This window comes from Janthinobacterium sp. GW823-FHT03B06, assembly GCF_058796955.1.
The window spans coordinates 296,776-312,629 of the sequence record NZ_JBXAJE010000002.1 but is presented as its reverse complement, the minus strand read 5'-3'; the positions used below and the strand labels follow the sequence as shown (position 1 = coordinate 312,629).

Annotated in this window: 16 protein-coding genes; 15 read left to right on the top strand and 1 reads right to left on the bottom strand. The window is 61.8% G+C overall.

The genetic code is table 11. The annotated features are described in order from the left end of the window. Position 1: 1 nt before the first annotated feature. From nuoG to AC1RBA_RS07215, 15 genes are all read left to right on the top strand, one after another. On the top strand, positions 2–2,335 hold the full coding sequence (nuoG, locus tag AC1RBA_RS07285; RefSeq protein WP_492417437.1) for an NADH-quinone oxidoreductase subunit NuoG: 2,334 nt from the start codon (positions 2–4) through the stop codon (positions 2,333–2,335). Next, on the top strand, positions 2,335–3,417 hold the full coding sequence (gene nuoH / locus AC1RBA_RS07280) for an NADH-quinone oxidoreductase subunit NuoH (protein WP_070224109.1): 1,083 nt from the start codon (positions 2,335–2,337) through the stop codon (positions 3,415–3,417). Before nuoG ends, nuoH begins: the two co-directional genes overlap by 1 nt. 14 nt (positions 3,418–3,431) lie before the next feature. Beyond that, complete coding sequence (gene nuoI, locus AC1RBA_RS07275) at positions 3,432–3,920, top strand: NADH-quinone oxidoreductase subunit NuoI (protein ID WP_010399726.1); 489 nt, start codon at positions 3,432–3,434, stop codon at positions 3,918–3,920. Positions 3,921–3,986: 66 nt separating this feature from the next. Next, complete coding sequence (locus AC1RBA_RS07270) at positions 3,987–4,619, top strand: NADH-quinone oxidoreductase subunit J (protein ID WP_070224108.1); 633 nt, start codon at positions 3,987–3,989, stop codon at positions 4,617–4,619. Further along, on the top strand, positions 4,616–4,924 hold the full coding sequence (gene nuoK, locus AC1RBA_RS07265) for an NADH-quinone oxidoreductase subunit NuoK (protein WP_010399724.1): 309 nt from the start codon (positions 4,616–4,618) through the stop codon (positions 4,922–4,924). Before AC1RBA_RS07270 ends, nuoK begins: the two co-directional genes overlap by 4 nt. Positions 4,925–4,970: 46 nt before the next feature. Next, positions 4,971–7,070, top strand: coding sequence for an NADH-quinone oxidoreductase subunit L (gene nuoL, locus AC1RBA_RS07260; RefSeq protein WP_492417434.1), 2,100 nt, complete (start codon positions 4,971–4,973; stop codon positions 7,068–7,070). 29 nt (positions 7,071–7,099) lie between these two features. Then, entirely contained in the window at positions 7,100–8,599 is a 1,500-nt protein-coding gene (locus tag AC1RBA_RS07255) for an NADH-quinone oxidoreductase subunit M (RefSeq protein ID WP_070288755.1), read from the top strand. A gap of 16 nt (positions 8,600–8,615) precedes the next feature. Further along, positions 8,616–10,118, top strand: coding sequence for an NADH-quinone oxidoreductase subunit NuoN (nuoN, locus tag AC1RBA_RS07250; protein ID WP_070311353.1), 1,503 nt, complete (start codon positions 8,616–8,618; stop codon positions 10,116–10,118). A 3-nt stretch (positions 10,119–10,121) separates the two neighbouring features. Further along, entirely contained in the window at positions 10,122–10,445 is a 324-nt protein-coding gene (locus AC1RBA_RS07245) for a DUF2818 family protein (protein WP_070288753.1), read from the top strand. 59 nt (positions 10,446–10,504) lie between these two features. Beyond that, positions 10,505–11,077 (top strand): NUDIX domain-containing protein, encoded by a 573-nt coding sequence (locus AC1RBA_RS07240; protein ID WP_219307126.1) that lies wholly within the window; start codon positions 10,505–10,507, stop codon positions 11,075–11,077. An 8-nt stretch (positions 11,078–11,085) separates the two neighbouring features. Then, positions 11,086–11,781 carry a hypothetical protein gene (locus AC1RBA_RS07235; protein ID WP_492417432.1) on the top strand — a complete coding sequence of 232 codons (696 nt, stop codon included), beginning with the start codon at positions 11,086–11,088 and terminating at the stop codon, positions 11,779–11,781. Positions 11,782–11,793: 12 nt separating this feature from the next. Continuing rightward, positions 11,794–12,507 carry a 2-C-methyl-D-erythritol 4-phosphate cytidylyltransferase gene (gene ispD / locus AC1RBA_RS07230; protein ID WP_492417430.1) on the top strand — a complete coding sequence of 238 codons (714 nt, stop codon included), beginning with the start codon at positions 11,794–11,796 and terminating at the stop codon, positions 12,505–12,507. A gap of 16 nt (positions 12,508–12,523) precedes the next feature. Beyond that, positions 12,524–13,024, top strand: coding sequence for a 2-C-methyl-D-erythritol 2,4-cyclodiphosphate synthase (ispF, locus tag AC1RBA_RS07225; RefSeq protein WP_070224100.1), 501 nt, complete (start codon positions 12,524–12,526; stop codon positions 13,022–13,024). A gap of 37 nt (positions 13,025–13,061) precedes the next feature. Continuing rightward, positions 13,062–14,225 carry a PQQ-dependent sugar dehydrogenase gene (locus AC1RBA_RS07220; protein WP_492417428.1) on the top strand — a complete coding sequence of 388 codons (1,164 nt, stop codon included), beginning with the start codon at positions 13,062–13,064 and terminating at the stop codon, positions 14,223–14,225. A 57-nt stretch (positions 14,226–14,282) separates the two neighbouring features. Beyond that, positions 14,283–14,585: a hypothetical protein gene (locus tag AC1RBA_RS07215; RefSeq protein ID WP_492417426.1), complete on the top strand. Its 303-nt coding sequence runs from the start codon at positions 14,283–14,285 to the stop codon at positions 14,583–14,585. 10 nt (positions 14,586–14,595) lie between these two features. Here AC1RBA_RS07215 and AC1RBA_RS07210 read toward each other — a convergent pair whose 3' ends face one another. Beyond that, positions 14,596–15,810: an MFS transporter gene (locus AC1RBA_RS07210; RefSeq protein ID WP_492417424.1), complete on the bottom strand. Its 1,215-nt coding sequence runs from the start codon at positions 15,808–15,810 to the stop codon at positions 14,596–14,598. Between the last annotated feature and the right edge of the window lie 44 nt (positions 15,811–15,854).

The following is a 15,854-nucleotide window of genomic DNA, read 5'->3' as shown; positions in this document are numbered from 1 at the left end:
CATGGTTGAAATCGAAATAGACGGCAAAAAAGTCGAAGTCCCTGCTGGTAGCATGGTGATGGACGCCGCCAACAAATTGGGAACCTACATTCCGCACTTCTGCTATCACAAGAAATTGTCGATCGCAGCGAACTGCCGCATGTGCCTGGTCGAAGTGGAAAAGGCGCCCAAGCCTTTGCCCGCTTGTGCGACCCCGGTCAGTGCCGGCATGATCGTGCGCTCCGCCAGCGATAAAGCTGTGCAGGCGCAAAAGTCGGTCATGGAATTCTTGCTGATTAACCACCCGCTCGATTGCCCTATCTGCGATCAGGGCGGCGAATGCCAGTTGCAAGACTTGGCCGTCGGTTACGGCAAGAGCGAATCGCGCTACAAGGAAGACAAGCGCGTCGTCACGCCGAAGGAAGCCGGTCCGCTGGTCTCCATGCAAGAGATGTCGCGCTGCATCCAGTGCACCCGCTGCGTACGCTTTGGCCAGGAAGTGGCCGGCGTGATGGAGCTGGGCATGATCGGCCGCGGCGAGCACTCGGAAATCGTGTCGTTTGTCGGCCAGACGGTCGACTCCGAACTGTCGGGCAACATGATCGACCTGTGCCCGGTCGGCGCACTGACCTCGAAGCCGTTCCGCTACAGCGCCCGTACGTGGGAACTGTCGCGCCGCAAATCGGTCAGCCCGCATGACGGCCTCGGTTCGAACCTGATCGTGCAAGTGAAAGCTGGCAAGGTCAAGCGCGTACTGCCGCTGGAAAACGAAGCCGTCAACGAGTGCTGGATCTCGGACAAGGACCGTTTCTCGTACGAAGCGCTGGACAGCGCCGAACGCCTGACGTCCCCGATGCTGAAACAAGGCAACGAGTGGAAAGAAGTCGATTGGCAGACCGCGCTGGAATACGTGGCGCACGGTTTGAAAAATATCAAGCACGAGCATGGCGCTGACGCCATCGCCGCGCTGGCCACCCCGCATTCGACCGTCGAAGAGCTGGTCCTGCTGCAAAAAGTCGCCCACGGCCTCGGTTCCGAGCACGTCGACTTCCGCCTGCGCCAGACCGATTTCGCGCTGGACGCCGGCGTTAAGCCATGGCTGGGCATGCCGATCAACGAATTTGGCCAGATCAAGCGCGCCTTCGTCATCGGCTCGTTCCTGCGCAAGGATCACCCATTGCTGGCCACGCGTTTGCGCGCGTCCGTCAAGGGCGGCGCCAAGCTGTCGATCCTGCACGCCTCCGACGATGATCAACTGATCACCATCGCCAACAAGATGATCGTCGCGCCAAGTGATTGGCTGGCGGCCTTGTCGGAAGTGGTCGTCGCTGTTGCTAAAGCGAAAGAAATCACCGCGCCAGCCGGTTTTGAAGCAGTTGTTGCTTCGGACGTGGCCGTCGCCATCGCCGCCAGCCTGATGGCCGGCGACCACGGTGCCGTGCTGCTGGGTAACGCGGCAACGCAACACCCCCAAGCGTCGCAACTGCATGCTGTCGCGCAATGGATCGCCGAACAGACGGGCGCCAAGCTCGGTTACCTGACGGAAGCGGCCAACACGGTAGGCGCGCACCTGGTCGCCAAGCCGCGCGCCAACGTGCAAGCCGCCTTTGCTGCTCCGAAAAAAGCCTACGTGCTGCTGCACGCCGAGCCGGAACTCGATGCCGCCAATCCGCAAGCGGCCCGCGCCGCCCTCGATGGCGCCGACATGGTCGTGGCGATGTCGGCCTTCAAGCACGGCATGGATTACGCCGATGTCTTGCTGCCGATCGCTCCGTTCGCTGAAACCTCGGGCACCTTCGTCAACTGCGAAGGCCGCGCGCAAAGCTTCAACGGCACCGTGAAACCGCTGGCGGAAACCCGTCCAGCCTGGAAAGTGCTGCGCGTCCTGGGCAACATCCTGGGCCTGGCCGGTTTCGACTACGACACCTCGGAAGCGATCCGCGACGAAGCGTTCGGCGCTGGCGTGACCGATCTGTCGGCACAGCTGAACAATATCGCCAAGAACGTACCGGAAGCGGCAAGCTACGCACCGGCATCGCCTGCGCTGCAACGCATCGCCGACGTGCCGATCTACTTCGCCGACGCGCTGGTCCGCCGCTCCGAACCGCTGCTGCGCACGGTCGACGGCGCCGTGCCGCAAGCCCATCTGTCGCCAGCATTGGCCGAGAAGCTGGGCATCAAGGCGGGCGACAAGGTCAAAGTGGCGCAAGGCTCCGGCAGCGCCATCCTGGTGGCGGCACTTCATGCCGGCCTGCCAGCCAATGTGGTCAAAGTGTCGGCGGCGCATGCCTCGACGGCCAGCCTGGGCGGCATGTTCGGTGACATCACAGTTGAAACAGCAGAGGGGAAAATCTGATGGCTCTGCCTGAATTTGTAAACGTCATCAACAGCAGCGGTCAGGATCTGCTGGGCGGCTCGTGGCCGTTCTTCTGGACCCTGATCAAGATCCTGTGCGTGCTGTTGCCGCTGATGGGCCTGGTTGCCTACCTGACCTTGTGGGAACGCAAGCTGATCGGCTGGATCCAGATCCGCGTGGGCCCGAACCGCGTGGGTCCGCTGGGCTTGCTGCAGCCGATCGCCGATGCGCTGAAACTCTTGTTCAAAGAGATCATCATCCCGTCCAAGGCCGCCAAAGGCCTGTTCGTGATCGGCCCGATCATGACCATCATGCCGGCCCTGGCCGCCTGGTCGGTCGTGCCGTTCGGCCCGCAAGCCGTGCTGGCCAACGTCAACGCCGGCTTGCTGATGCTGCTGGCGATTACCTCGATGGAAGTCTACGGCATCATCATCGCCGGCTGGGCCTCGAACTCGAAGTACTCGTTCATGGGCGCCATGCGCGCTTCGGCACAGATGATTTCGTATGAAATCCCGATGGGCTTCGTGATGGTCATCGTGCTGATGGTCTCGGGCAGCCTGAACTTCATCGACATCGTCGGCGGCCAGCAGATCGGCTTCTTCGCCGACAAGGGCGTCAATTTCATGTCGTGGAACTGGCTGCCGCTGCTGCCGATGTTCGTCATCTACCTGGTGTCGGGCCTGGCTGAAGCCAACCGTCACCCGTTCGACGTCGTCGAAGGCGAGTCGGAAATCGTGGCCGGCCACATGGTCGAGTACTCGGGCATGGCCTACGCCATGTTCATGCTGGCCGAATACGCCAACATGATCCTGATCGGCGCCCTGGCTTCGATCATGTTCCTCGGTGGCTGGTCCGCACCATTTGCTTTCCTTGAGTTCTGGGGTGGTTTCGGCGGCTTCTTCTGGCTGTTCGCCAAGACCTTCTTCATCGTGTCGGTGTTCATCTGGGTACGCGGTACGTTCCCACGCTACCGTTATGACCAGATCATGCGCCTCGGCTGGAAAGTGTTTATCCCGTTGACGCTGGTCTACCTGGTCTTCGTCGCTGCCTGGATGCAGACATCCTGGAATATTTGGAAGTAAGAGAGTGCATACGAATGGATAAGGTAAAAGATTTCTTCAGCAGCCTCTTGTTAGGCGAGCTGATCAAGGGCATGGCGCTGACAGGCAAGTACATGTTTTCGCGCAAGATCACGGTGCAATTCCCGGAAGAGAAGACACCGATCTCGCCCCGTTTCCGTGGCTTGCACGCGCTGCGCCGCTACCCGAACGGCGAGGAACGTTGCATCGCCTGCAAACTGTGCGAAGCGGTTTGCCCGGCGATGGCCATCACGATCGAATCGGAACAGCGTGACGACGGTTCGCGCCGTACCACGCGTTACGATATCGACTTGACCAAGTGCATCTTCTGCGGTTTCTGCGAAGAGTCCTGCCCGGTCGATTCGATCGTCGAGACGCAAATCCTGGAATACCACGGCGAGAAACGCGGGGATTTGTATTACACGAAAGAGATGTTGCTGGCCGTAGGTGATCGTTATGAAAATGACATTGCCGCTGCGCGCGCCGCCGACGCACCTTATCGCTGATGGATGCGCCGCAGCCCCAAAGCTGCGGCGCGCCCCTCGTTCATCTGTACGTCTATTGGGTTTTTTATGGACTTTAAAACAATTTTGTTTTACGCCTTCGCGCTGATCTTGATTCTGGCAGCGACGCGCGTCATCACGGCCCGTAATCCGGTCCACGCAGTACTGTTCCTGGTACTGTCCTTCTTCTCGGCAGCGGGCATCTGGATGCTGCTGCAAGCTGAATTCCTGGCCATCGTGCTGGTGTTGGTGTATGTCGGCGCCGTGATGGTGCTGTTCCTGTTCGTGGTCATGATGCTCGATATCAATATCGACCGCATGCGCGAAGGCTTCTGGGGCTATCTGCCATTGTCGGTGACGGTGGGCGTGATCATCGTGCTGGAAATGGCCGCCGTCCTGTGGCACGGTTTCCGCAACTTTGCGCCTAGCGTCGCACCGGTGAACGTCAACCTGGGCGGCACCAAGGAACTGGGCCTGCTGATCTACACGAAATACGTGTTCGCCTTCGAGATCGCCGCCGTCGTGCTGCTGGTGGCCATCGTTGCCGCGGTCGCACTGACCCTGCGCAAACGCAAGGACACCAAGCATTTTGCTCCAGGCGATGCCGTGCGCGTCAAGCGCAACGACCGCCTGAAGATCATCAAGATGGACGCGGTCGTCGAGCGTCCTGCGGCTGAGCCGGAAGTTAAGGAGGCACCATGACATTATCGCTCACACATTTTCTGGTCCTGGGCGCGATCCTGTTCGCAATCTCGATCGTCGGTATTTTCCTGAACCGCAAGAACATCATCGTATTGCTGATGGCAATCGAATTGATGCTGCTGGCGGTGAATATGAATTTCATCGCGTTCTCCCATTTCATGGGCGACGCGGCCGGTCAGATCTTCGTTTTCTTCATCCTGACGGTTGCCGCCGCTGAGTCGGCTATCGGTCTGGCTATTCTGGTGGTGATGTTCCGTAATCTGGATACCATCAACGTCGAAGACCTGGACAGCCTCAAAGGCTGATGTTTTTCAGACTCGATCTCTCGAATAATAACGATTAAGGTTCATCATGGCGGGGCAACTCCTCAACCCTAACCTCCTTCTTGCCGTACCGCTGGCGCCGCTGGCCGGTGCCGCGATTGCAGGCTTGCTTGGCACCCAGTTCCTGGGTAATTTGGTCGGACGCAAGACGTCGCATACCGCGACGATCCTGGGCGTACTGATTGCGTTCATCCTGTCCGTGCAGACACTGCTGGCAGTGATGGATGGCGCGACATTCAATGGCACGATCTATAACTGGATGACGATCGGCACCCTGAAGATGGAAGTGGGCTTCCAGATCGATTCGCTGTCGGCGATGATGATGTGCGTGGTCACCTTCGTCTCCCTGATGGTGCATATCTACACGATCGGCTACATGAAGGACGACGAAGGCTACAACCGCTTCTTCGCCTACATCTCGCTGTTCACGTTCTCGATGCTGATGCTGGTCATGGCCAACAACTTCCTGCAACTGTTCTTCGGTTGGGAAGCCGTGGGCCTGGTCTCTTATCTGCTGATCGGTTTCTGGTACCAGCGTCCGACGGCCATCGTGGCCAACATGAAGGCTTTCCTCGTCAACCGCGTGGGCGACTTCGGCTTCATCCTGGGCATCGGCCTGCTGCTGGCATTCGCCGGCACCATGAACTACCAGGAAGTGTTCGCCAAGAAAGACGAACTGGCGCTGCTGACGATGCCGGGCACCGACTGGGCCCTGCTGACCGTTGCCTGCATCTGCCTGTTCATCGGCGCGATGGGCAAGTCGGCGCAGTTCCCGCTGCACGTGTGGCTGCCTGACTCGATGGAAGGTCCTACCCCGATTTCGGCACTGATCCACGCCGCAACGATGGTGACGGCCGGTATCTTCATGGTCTCGCGCATGTCGCCGCTGTTCGAACTGTCCGACACGGCACTGTCCTTCATCCTGGTGATCGGTTCCATCACGGCGCTGTTCATGGGCTTTTTGGGCATCATCCAGAACGACATCAAGCGCGTCGTCGCTTACTCGACCCTGTCGCAGCTCGGCTACATGACCGTGGCGCTCGGTTCGTCCGCATACTCCGTGGCCGTGTTCCACCTGATGACGCACGCATTCTTCAAGGCACTGCTGTTCCTGGGCGCCGGTTCCGTCATCATCGGCATGCACCATGACCAGGACATCCGCAACATGGGCGGCCTGCGCAAGTACATGCCGATCACCTGGATCACTTCCCTGGTCGGTTCGCTGGCCCTGATCGGCACGCCGCTGTTCTCCGGTTTCTACTCGAAAGACAGCATCATCGAAGCCGTCGAAGCGACGCACATCTGGGGCGCTGGCTTTGCCCAGTTCGCCGTGCTGGCTGGCGTGTTCGTCACCGCCTTCTACTCGTTCCGCATGTATTTCCTCGTCTTCCACGGCAAGGAACGTTTCGGCCAGCCAAACGCGCACGGTCATGACGACCACCACGCACCGAAAGCGGCCCATGGCGCGCACGGCGATGTACATGACGACCACCATGAAGAAGAGGAAGACGACCACGCGCACCACGGCCTGGAACCTGGCCAGAAGCCGCATGAATCGCCGTTCGTCGTGTGGTTCCCGCTGGTGATGCTGGCGATCCCTTCCTTGATCATCGGTTACCTGACGATCGGCCCGATGCTGCATGGCGATTTCTTCAAGGGCGTGATCTTCGTTGGCGAAAACCATCCGGCAATGGAAGAGTTGTCGCATGAATTCCACGGCGCGATGGCGATGGCGATCCACGGCCTGTCGACGGCACCGTTCTGGCTGGCATTGTCCGGCGTGGTGGCAGCCTACTACTGCTACATGGTCAACCCGCGCGTACCGGCCTGGTTCTTTGCCAAGTTCCACGCGATCCACACCCTGCTGGACAACAAGTACTACATGGACAAGTTCAATGAAGTCGTGTTCGCCGGCGGTGCCCGCTTGCTGGGTAATGGCCTGTGGAACTTCGGTGACAAGAAGCTGATCGACGGTTTCGTCGTCAATGGCAGCGCCAAGGTTGTCGCCTGGCTGTCCTCGCTGTCGCGAGTGTTGCAGACCGGCTACATCTATCACTATGCATTCGTGATGATCCTGGGCGTGCTGGGCTTCCTGATCTATTTCCTGCCATTCTGGCCCGCTAAGTAAGCTGACCTGATAAAAGAATACTGAGAACCATGATGCAGTCTACGATTTCTACACTACCTCCTTACCTGAGTCTGTCGATCTGGGTGCCGATCATTTGCGGCGTCCTGATCCTGGCTCTTGGCCGTGACAGCAAAGCGGGCTTTACCCGCTGGCTGTCGCTGGCTGGCGCCGTGCTCAGCATGCTGTGCACCTTGCCGCTGATCCAGCATTTCGACAACGCCGCGCACGGCATGCAATTCGTCGAAAAAGCGCCGTGGATAGCAACCTTCAATATCTGGTACTCGCTGGGTATCGACGGCCTGTCGCTGTGGTTCGTGCCGCTGACGGCCTTCATCACGGTCATCGTCGTCATTTCGGCTTGGCAAGTGATCGAGAAGCGCATCGCCCAGTACATGGGCTCGTTTTTGATCCTGTCGGGCCTGATGATCGGCGTGTTCTGCGCACTGGACGGCTTGCTGTTCTACTTCTTCTTTGAAGCAACCCTGATCCCGATGTTCATCATCATCGGTATCTGGGGCGGTTCGAACCGCGTGTACGCGTCGTTCAAGTTCTTCCTGTACACCTTCTTCGGTTCGCTGCTGACCCTGGTTGCCATCATCTACCTGCGCAATGTGTCGGGCACCTTCGATATCCTGGCCTGGCATGCGTTCAAGCTGTCGATGAATGAACAGATATTCATCTTCCTGGCCTTCCTGATGGCGTTTGCCGTGAAAGTGCCGATGTTCCCCGTCCATACGTGGTTGCCGGACGTCCACGTGGAAGCGCCGACGGGCGGTTCCGCCGTGCTGGCCGCCATCATGCTGAAACTGGGCGCGTATGGTTTCCTGCGTTTTTCGCTGCCGATCACGCCGGACGCCAGCCACTACCTGTCGGGCTTCATGATCGCCTTGTCGCTGATCGCCGTCATCTACATCGGTCTGGTTGCCCTGGTGCAAACCGACATGAAAAAACTGGTCGCCTATTCGTCGATCGCGCACATGGGTTTCGTCACCCTGGGCTTCTTCATGTTCAACGACATTTCGGTGCAGGGCGGTATCGTGCAGATGGTTTCGCACGGCTTCATCTCCGGCGCGATGTTCCTGTGCATCGGCGTGCTGTATGACCGCATGCATACCCGCAACATCGCCGACTACGGCGGCGTCGTGAACCGCATGCCGAAATTTGCCGCCTTCTTCGTGCTGTTCTCGATGGCCAACTGCGGTCTGCCAGCGACGTCCGGCTTCGTCGGCGAGTTCATGGTGATCCTGGGCGCGGTGCAATACAACTTCTGGATCGGTTTGCTGGCTGCAACGGCATTGATCTGGGGCGCGGCGTACTCGCTGTGGATGGCCAAGCGCGTGGTGTTCGGCAAGATCAAGAACAAGCACGTGGCCGAATTGACCGACATCAACAAACGTGAATTCTTCATGCTTGCTGTGCTGGCCATCGCCGTGCTCGTGATGGGTCTGTACCCAGCCCCGTTCACCGACACGATGCAAACTTCGGTTGCCGACCTGCTGCAGCATGTCGCCATCAGCAAGTTGCCTTAAATAGAAGACCGATAACATGACTAATGCACCTAATCTGGTACCGCTGTACGCGGAAATCTTTCTGCTGATCGCCACGTCGGCGCTCTTGCTGATCGATATGTTCTTGCCTGCGGCGAAGCGTTCGATCACCTATGCGCTGTCCTTGCTGACCCTGGCCGGCTGCGCCTTGCTGACCGTGGGCGACTTCAACGCGGGCACCACCGTCTACACGTTCCACAATATGTTCGTGTCGGACCCGATGTCGCAGTTGCTGAAACTGTTCTCGTACGGCGCCGTGGCGCTGACCCTGATCTACTCGCGCGCCTATGCCACCGACCGCAGCATGCTGTCGGGCAACCTGGGCGGCGAGTTCTACGTGCTGGCCCTGTTTGCACTGCTGGGCCAGATGATCATGATCTCGGCCAACAACTTCCTGATCATCTACCTGGGTCTGGAACTGATGTCGCTGTCGCTGTACGCGCTGATCGCTCTGCGCCGTGACAATGCCAAGGCCACGGAAGCGGCCATGAAATACTTCATCCTGGGCGCGCTGGCTTCCGGTTTCATGTTGTACGGTATCTCGATGCTGTACGGCGCATCCGGCACGCTGGACCTGGGCGAATTGCGCGTGGCGCTGGAAAACAGCAAGACCAACGGCACCATCATGGTCTTCGGCCTGGTGTTCCTGGTCGCGGGCCTGGCCTTCAAACTGGGCGTCGTGCCATTCCACATGTGGGTGCCTGACGTGTATCAAGGTTCGCCGACGGCCGTGACCCTGCTGCTGGGCGCGGCGCCGAAACTGGCTGCTTTCGCCATCACCCTGCGCTTGCTGGCCGAAGGCTTGCTGCCGATGGCGCATGACTGGCAGCAGATGCTGCTGGTGCTGGCCGTGATGTCGCTGGCGATCGGTAACTTCACCGCCATCGCGCAAACGAATTTGAAGCGCATGTTGGCGTACTCGACCATCGCGCAAATGGGCTTCGTGCTGCTGGGCTTGCTGTCGGGCACCGTCGACGCGCCGAACAACACGCTCAACGCGGCCGGCGCAGCCACCGCCTACGGCGCCTCGATGTACTACGTCATCACCTACGTGTTTACCACCCTGGGTACCTTCGGCGTGATCATGTTGCTGGCACGTAACGGTTTCGAAGCTGAAGAACTGGCCGACTTCAAAGGCCTGGGCAAACGCAGCCCGATCTTCGCGTTGGTGATGACCCTGTTCATGTTCTCGCTGGCCGGCGTGCCGCCGCTGATGGGCTTCATGGCCAAGTACTCGGTGCTCGCTTCGGTATTGGCGACGGGCCAGCTGTGGCTGACCATCGCCGCCGTGCTGTTCTCGCTGATCGGCGCCTTCTACTACCTGCGCGTCGTGAAAATGATGTGGTTCGACGAGCCGACCGACAGCAATGCGCTGGTCGTGCATGGCGACATGCGCGTCGTGCTGGCACTGAACGGCGTGTTCGTTCTGGCCCTCGGTGTGATGCCTAACAGCATCCTGGCTGCCTGCGCGACCGCCATCACCAAGACCCTGGCGTCCTGACCGATGGATGTCACCGCCTCGAGCTGGCTGGTGATCGCCCTGGGCATCCTGGGCGCCAACCTGCCTTTCCTGAACGAGAAACTGTTTGCCGCCGTGCCGCTGAAAAAGGCGGCGCAAGCGGAGCAGGGCTGGCGCAAGCCGCTGGCGCTGCGCCTGCTGGAGATGGTGATTCTGTACTTCATCGTCGGCGCCGTGGCGTTCGCGCTGGAAGCGCGCATCGGCAACGGTTTCCCGCAGACGTGGGAGTTTTATGCCATTACGGGATGCCTGTTCCTGGTGCTGGCTTTCCCAGGTTTCGTGACTCGTTATCTGCGTAAACGCCGCTAGGCACCATCCTCCGAAAGCGGCGCCTCTGGCGCCGTTTTTTATTGAACATAAGGAAATGTATGGATACCCAAGCCACTGATACGCAATTGATTGAAACCAAGGTCGACGGCGAGCTCGTCTACCAGGGCGGCTTCCTGCGCGTGCAGCGCGACCGTGTTGCACTGCCGGACGGCAAGATCACGGCGCGCGAATTCGTCCTGCATCCGGGCGCCGTCGTGATCCTGCCGCTGCTCGACGACGGCACGGTGCTGATGGAACGCCAGTACCGCTATCCGCTGGACCGGGTCTTCATCGAATTTCCTGCTGGTAAAATCGATGCGGGCGAGTCGCACCTGGCCTGCGCCCAGCGCGAACTGCTGGAAGAAACGGGCTACACGGCCAGCGACTGGCAATTCGTGTCCACCATCCACAACGCCATCGCCTATTCCGACGAACACCTGGAACTGTTTCTGGCGCGGGGACTCGTGGCCGGCGAACGCCAGCTCGACGAGGGCGAATTCCTGGAAACGTTTACGGCCACCGTGCCGCAGCTGCTCGACTGGGTCAGGGATGGCACCATCACGGACGTGAAGACCGTCATCGGTATCTTCTGGCTCGACAAGATTACCAGCGGCGCCTGGCAAGCGGCCTGATTCCGCACATGCGCGCGGCGCTTTTTCTGCTGCTGGCCTGTGTCACCTGGGGTGCGCAGGCGCAGGCGCGCACGCCGTTTCAGGTGCGCTGCGAAGACACGATCAGCAAGACGGTGTCCGTGCTGACGGTGCAGCAGAACGGCTACAGCATCGACACGCATCTGCCGTATAAGGCGCTGACGGTGATGAAGGGCACGGCGCGCGCGAACACCTGGGTGCTGGGCCTGACGAAGACGGATTCGCGCGTGGCCATCGCGCTGGCCGGTCCCATGCTGCAAGACCCGGCCAGCGGCTATGAATGCGTGGCGCCGCAGATTACCGTGAGCCTGACATATGCGCCCGTAGTGATCTATATCGGCCGCGAATTTGCCCCCGGCACGTGCGCGTATGATGAGATACTCGCGCACGAGCTGCGGCACATGAAAACCTATATGGAACACTTGCCGCGCGTGGAAAAGACCGTGCGCGCCGCGCTGGCCAGACGCTTCGAGGCGCGGCCCCTGTACGCGCCCAGCGGCACGGCCAAGGCGGCGCTGGCGCGCGAAATCGATACGGGCTGGTTGCCCTACATTAAGGCGGAAATGCGCAAGGTGGAAACCTTGCAGGCCGCCATCGATTCGCCGCAAGAATATGCGCGCCTGGGCAAGGCGTGCAAGGGCGAAATCCAGAACATCCTGTCGGGCAAGACAGCGCCCGCCAACTAGACAAGGAATGGCATGACCGCAGCATCGAACACCGTCCGTTATTTTGCCCTGATCCCCGCCGCCGGCGTGGGTGCGCGCATGGAAGCGGGCAGTCCCAAGCAATATTTGGCCATCGCCGGCAAACCCATGCTGCGCCACGCGCTCGACGCCTTTCTCGCCAGCCCCCTGATCGCGCACACCTATGTCGTCGTCAGCGCCGAGGATGGCCAGATCGACGCCGTCGTGCCGGAGCAGGGCGCGGGGCATGGCGTCACCGTGCTGCGCTGCGGCGGCGCCACGCGCATGGACAGCATCCTGAACGGGCTGCAAGCCTTGCACGGCAGCATCGATGCCAATGACCAGGTGCTGGTGCACGACGCGGCCCGGCCCGGCCTGACGCCGGCGCTGATCGAAAAGCTGATCATGGAAGTGGGCGACCACCCGGCCGGCGGCTTGCTGGCCTTGCCCGTGGTCGATACCGTCAAGCGGGCCGGCCCCGCCCATGTATCGGCGCAGACGGTGCCGCGCGATCATCTTTGGCTGGCGCAGACGCCGCAAATGTTCAGCTATGCCTTGCTGCACCGGGCACTATCCGAAGCGCCCGATCCGCTGGCGATCACGGACGACGCCAGCGCCATCGAAGCGCTGGGCCTGGCACCGAAACTGGTCGAAGGCCACCCGCGCAACCTGAAGGTGACCCTGCCGCGCGACATCCACACGGCCGAGCTGTATTTGGCCCATCCTTGACTCCAGAAAGACCTGCATGCACACAACGACTCCCGACCTCCCTTTCCGCATCGGCCAGGGCTATGACTGCCACGCGCTGGTGGAGCACCGCGACCTGATCATCGGCGGCGTGAAAATTCCCCATCACCTCGGTTTGCTCGGCCACTCCGACGCGGACGTGCTGCTGCACGCGATTACGGACGCCATCTTCGGCGCCGCCGCGCTGGGCGACATCGGCCGCCACTTCCCCGACACGGACGCGCAATTCAAGGGCGCCGATTCGCGCACCCTGCTGCGCGAAGCCGTGCGCCGCGTGCAAGCGACCGGTTATATCATCGGCAATATCGACGCCACCATCATCGCCCAGCGCCCGAAAATGGCGCCGCACATCGCCGCCATGTGCGCGAACGTGGCCGAAGACCTCGGTGTGACCGTGGGCCAGGTCAATATCAAGGCCAAGACGAATGAAAAACTGGGCTACCTTGGGCGGGAAGAGGGCATCGCGGCAGAAGCCGTGGCCCTGCTGCTGCGCGCCTGAGACGCCAACCATTGATCGATTAACGACAGGAGTCGCCATGTTCCAGTTACGCCGTACCGGTATCGCGCTTGCACTGGCATTGACTGCCGCGCCAGCGGCCTGGGCCGAACTGCAAGCCACGGGCGAGCCGCCCGCCGCCAGACAGGGTTGGAAGGCCGAGACCGTCGCGCAGGGCGTGCGCCAGCCGTGGGGCATCGCCTGGCTGGGCGAGGGCCGCGCGCTCGTCACCAGCAAGCAGGGGACCTTGCATCTGCTCACTGGCAAGACATTCGAGGACGTGGCACTGGAAGGCATGCCCACGGTGTTTACGGGCGGGCAGGGCGGCCTGCTCGATATCGTGCTGCATCCGCAGGATGCGGGCAAGCCGAACCCGCGCGTCTACATGACGGTGTCAACGGGCAACAATGACGCGAACCGCACGACGCTCGTGCGCGGCGTGTTCGACGGCAAGAAGGTGACGGGCATCGAGACCCTGTTCAAGGTGGCGACCGACAAGAGCGGCGGCCAGCATTTCGGTTCGCGCCTGCTGTGGCTGCCGGACGGCACTTTGCTGATGAGCGTGGCCGACGGCGGCAATCCGCCGCTGCGCATCGGCGACCGCCTGGCGCGCGAGCAGGCGCAAAACCTCGCCACGCACCAGGGCTCCATCCTGCGCCTGACGCAAGACGGCAAACCGGCGCCCGGCAATCCGCTGGCCGCCAAGGGGGGCTTGCCGGAAATCTGGTCGTACGGCCACCGCAACGTGCAGGGCCTGGCACTCGACCCTGTTTCCGGCCGCGTGTGGGCCACGGAACACGGTCCGTATGGCGGCGACGAGCTGAACCTGGTGGTGGCGGGCGGCAACTATGGCTGGCCCCTGCAAAGCTACGGCGCCGACTACAAGACGCATGAACCCGTCGGCAAGCATGAGGTGCCCGGCATGCTCAATCCCAGCGTGGCCTGGGTGCCGTCGCCGGCCCCGTCCGGGCTGGCCGTCTATACGGGCGACAAGATCGCCGCCTGGCGCGGCAGCATCTTCAGCGGCGGCCTGGCGGCCAAGGATATCCGCCGCATCGCCGTCGATGCGAACGGCAAGGTGACGGGCCAGGACCGCCTGGACATCGGCGCGCGCGTGCGCGACGTGCGCCAGGGACCGGATGGCTACCTGTATGCGCTGACGGACGAAGACAATGGCCGACTGCTGCGCATCGTGCCGCGGTAATACGCCAGGCGCCATCTTCGCTTAAGATGGCGCCTTTATTTCATTCAAGGTGGCGGCATGGCCCGTGATACTTATGCATACCGGCATGTTGCCGTCGAATCGCGCGCGATTCATAGCCGCGTGGAAATCCGCCCCGTGCCGGGCCAGGCCTTCTCTCCCGAACTGGCCGTGCAGTGCTCGCGCCGCCTGGTTGACCTGCAGCGCTATCCGCTGGGCAGCCGCTTCTTGCTCTTTGCCAAGCTGACGGACCGCCTGGGTGGCACGCCCTTCCTGTATGCCTATCACGGCGATGCGGACGTGCCCATGACGCCGGCCGAAGTGACGAAATTCCTCGGCGAATTCCGCCGCGGCCGCATCTGAAGGCACGGTCCTACGACGCTGGGCACGCCGCGCCGGCCTTGGCGGCGGCCTGCGGTTTTCCGAACAGCGCGATCGTCAAGGCGCAGCCGAGGGCGAACAGGCCGCCCACCACCATCGCGCTCGACACGCCCAGCCGGTCGACGGCCATGCCGCCGAGCAAGGCGCCCGATGCCAGCGACACTTGCACGATCGCAACGAACAGCGCGCTGCTGCCTTCCATCAAATGGGGCGCCGCCTTGAACATCCACGTCTGGACGGCGATCGGCATGGCGCCGAAACCGAAGCCCCAGACGGCCACCAGCAGCATGGCCGTCACCGAGTGGCTGCCGAACGCGGCCAGGGCGAGGGTGGACAGGCCCAGCACGGCGCCTGTGACCATCAGCGCGGCCCGTTCGTAGCGGCCGGCGCCCCAGCCCCCCACGAGGTTGCCGATGAAGCCGGAAGCGCCGTACACGAGCAGCATGGCGCTGACCGTGCCGGCCGCCAGATGCGAGATTTGCGTGAGGAAGGGCGCGATATACGTGTAGGCGGCGAACTGGCCCGTGAAGAGCATGGCCGTGGCGATCAGGCCCAGCCTGGCCTTGCGGATGCCGAAAATCATCGGCAACTGGCGCAGGCGGATGGCCTGCGTCGGCGGCAGCTTGGGCAGCAGCAAGAGCTGGCCGATGAAGACCAGCACGGCAATGGCGCTGGCCGCGCCGAAGGCCACGCGCCAGCCCACCAGCTCGCCCACGAGCGCGCCGGCCGGCACGCCCGCCACCGTGCCCAGCGAGACGCCGGCGAAGATGATGGACATGGCGCGCGAGGCATGTTGCGGCGCCACCAGGCGCGGTCCGATGGCGCTGCCGATGGCCCAGAACCCCCCCACGCCCACGCCCAGCATGGCGCGGCCCAGCAGTATCCACGCATACGAGGGCGCCAGCGCCACCAGCAGGTTCGAGGCGACGAGCAGGGCGGTGAGCGCCAGCAGCACGATGCGGCGGTCCAGCCGGCCCGAGCCGACGGTGACGAAGATGGCGGCGAACGCGGCAACGATGCCGGGCGTGGTGATCATCAGCCCCGCCTGGCCCTTGCTGATGGTCAGTTCGGCGGCCATGGCCGGCAGCAGCCCGACGGGCAGGAATTCGGAGGTGACGAGGGCGAAGGCGCCGATGCCGACCGATAAGACGGCGAGCCACGGCGCCACGGTGGTATCGTCGGCAGAGGTGTTGGAAGGTGTGTGCATAGGGTTCCTGAAAAGCCGGGAGGTTTTTAACCGGTCGGTATATA

Bases quoted from the DNA above. Each gene is read 5' to 3' on its own strand.
- nuoG (WP_492417437.1), top strand. From the start codon at position 2: ATGGTTGAAATCGAAATAGACGGCAAAAAAGTCGAAGTCCCTGCTGGT.
- nuoH (WP_070224109.1), top strand. From the start codon at position 2,335: ATGGCTCTGCCTGAATTTGTAAACGTCATCAACAGCAGCGGTCAGGAT.
- nuoI (WP_010399726.1), top strand. From the start codon at position 3,432: ATGGATAAGGTAAAAGATTTCTTCAGCAGCCTCTTGTTAGGCGAGCTG.
- AC1RBA_RS07270 (WP_070224108.1), top strand. From the start codon at position 3,987: ATGGACTTTAAAACAATTTTGTTTTACGCCTTCGCGCTGATCTTGATT.
- nuoK (WP_010399724.1), top strand. From the start codon at position 4,616: ATGACATTATCGCTCACACATTTTCTGGTCCTGGGCGCGATCCTGTTC.
- nuoL (WP_492417434.1), top strand. From the start codon at position 4,971: ATGGCGGGGCAACTCCTCAACCCTAACCTCCTTCTTGCCGTACCGCTG.
- AC1RBA_RS07255 (WP_070288755.1), top strand. From the start codon at position 7,100: ATGATGCAGTCTACGATTTCTACACTACCTCCTTACCTGAGTCTGTCG.
- nuoN (WP_070311353.1), top strand. From the start codon at position 8,616: ATGACTAATGCACCTAATCTGGTACCGCTGTACGCGGAAATCTTTCTG.
- AC1RBA_RS07245 (WP_070288753.1), top strand. From the start codon at position 10,122: ATGGATGTCACCGCCTCGAGCTGGCTGGTGATCGCCCTGGGCATCCTG.
- AC1RBA_RS07240 (WP_219307126.1), top strand. From the start codon at position 10,505: ATGGATACCCAAGCCACTGATACGCAATTGATTGAAACCAAGGTCGAC.
- AC1RBA_RS07235 (WP_492417432.1), top strand. From the start codon at position 11,086: ATGCGCGCGGCGCTTTTTCTGCTGCTGGCCTGTGTCACCTGGGGTGCG.
- ispD (WP_492417430.1), top strand. From the start codon at position 11,794: ATGACCGCAGCATCGAACACCGTCCGTTATTTTGCCCTGATCCCCGCC.
- ispF (WP_070224100.1), top strand. From the start codon at position 12,524: ATGCACACAACGACTCCCGACCTCCCTTTCCGCATCGGCCAGGGCTAT.
- AC1RBA_RS07220 (WP_492417428.1), top strand. From the start codon at position 13,062: ATGTTCCAGTTACGCCGTACCGGTATCGCGCTTGCACTGGCATTGACT.
- AC1RBA_RS07215 (WP_492417426.1), top strand. From the start codon at position 14,283: ATGGCCCGTGATACTTATGCATACCGGCATGTTGCCGTCGAATCGCGC.
- AC1RBA_RS07210 (WP_492417424.1), bottom strand. From the start codon at position 15,810: ATGCACACACCTTCCAACACCTCTGCCGACGATACCACCGTGGCGCCG.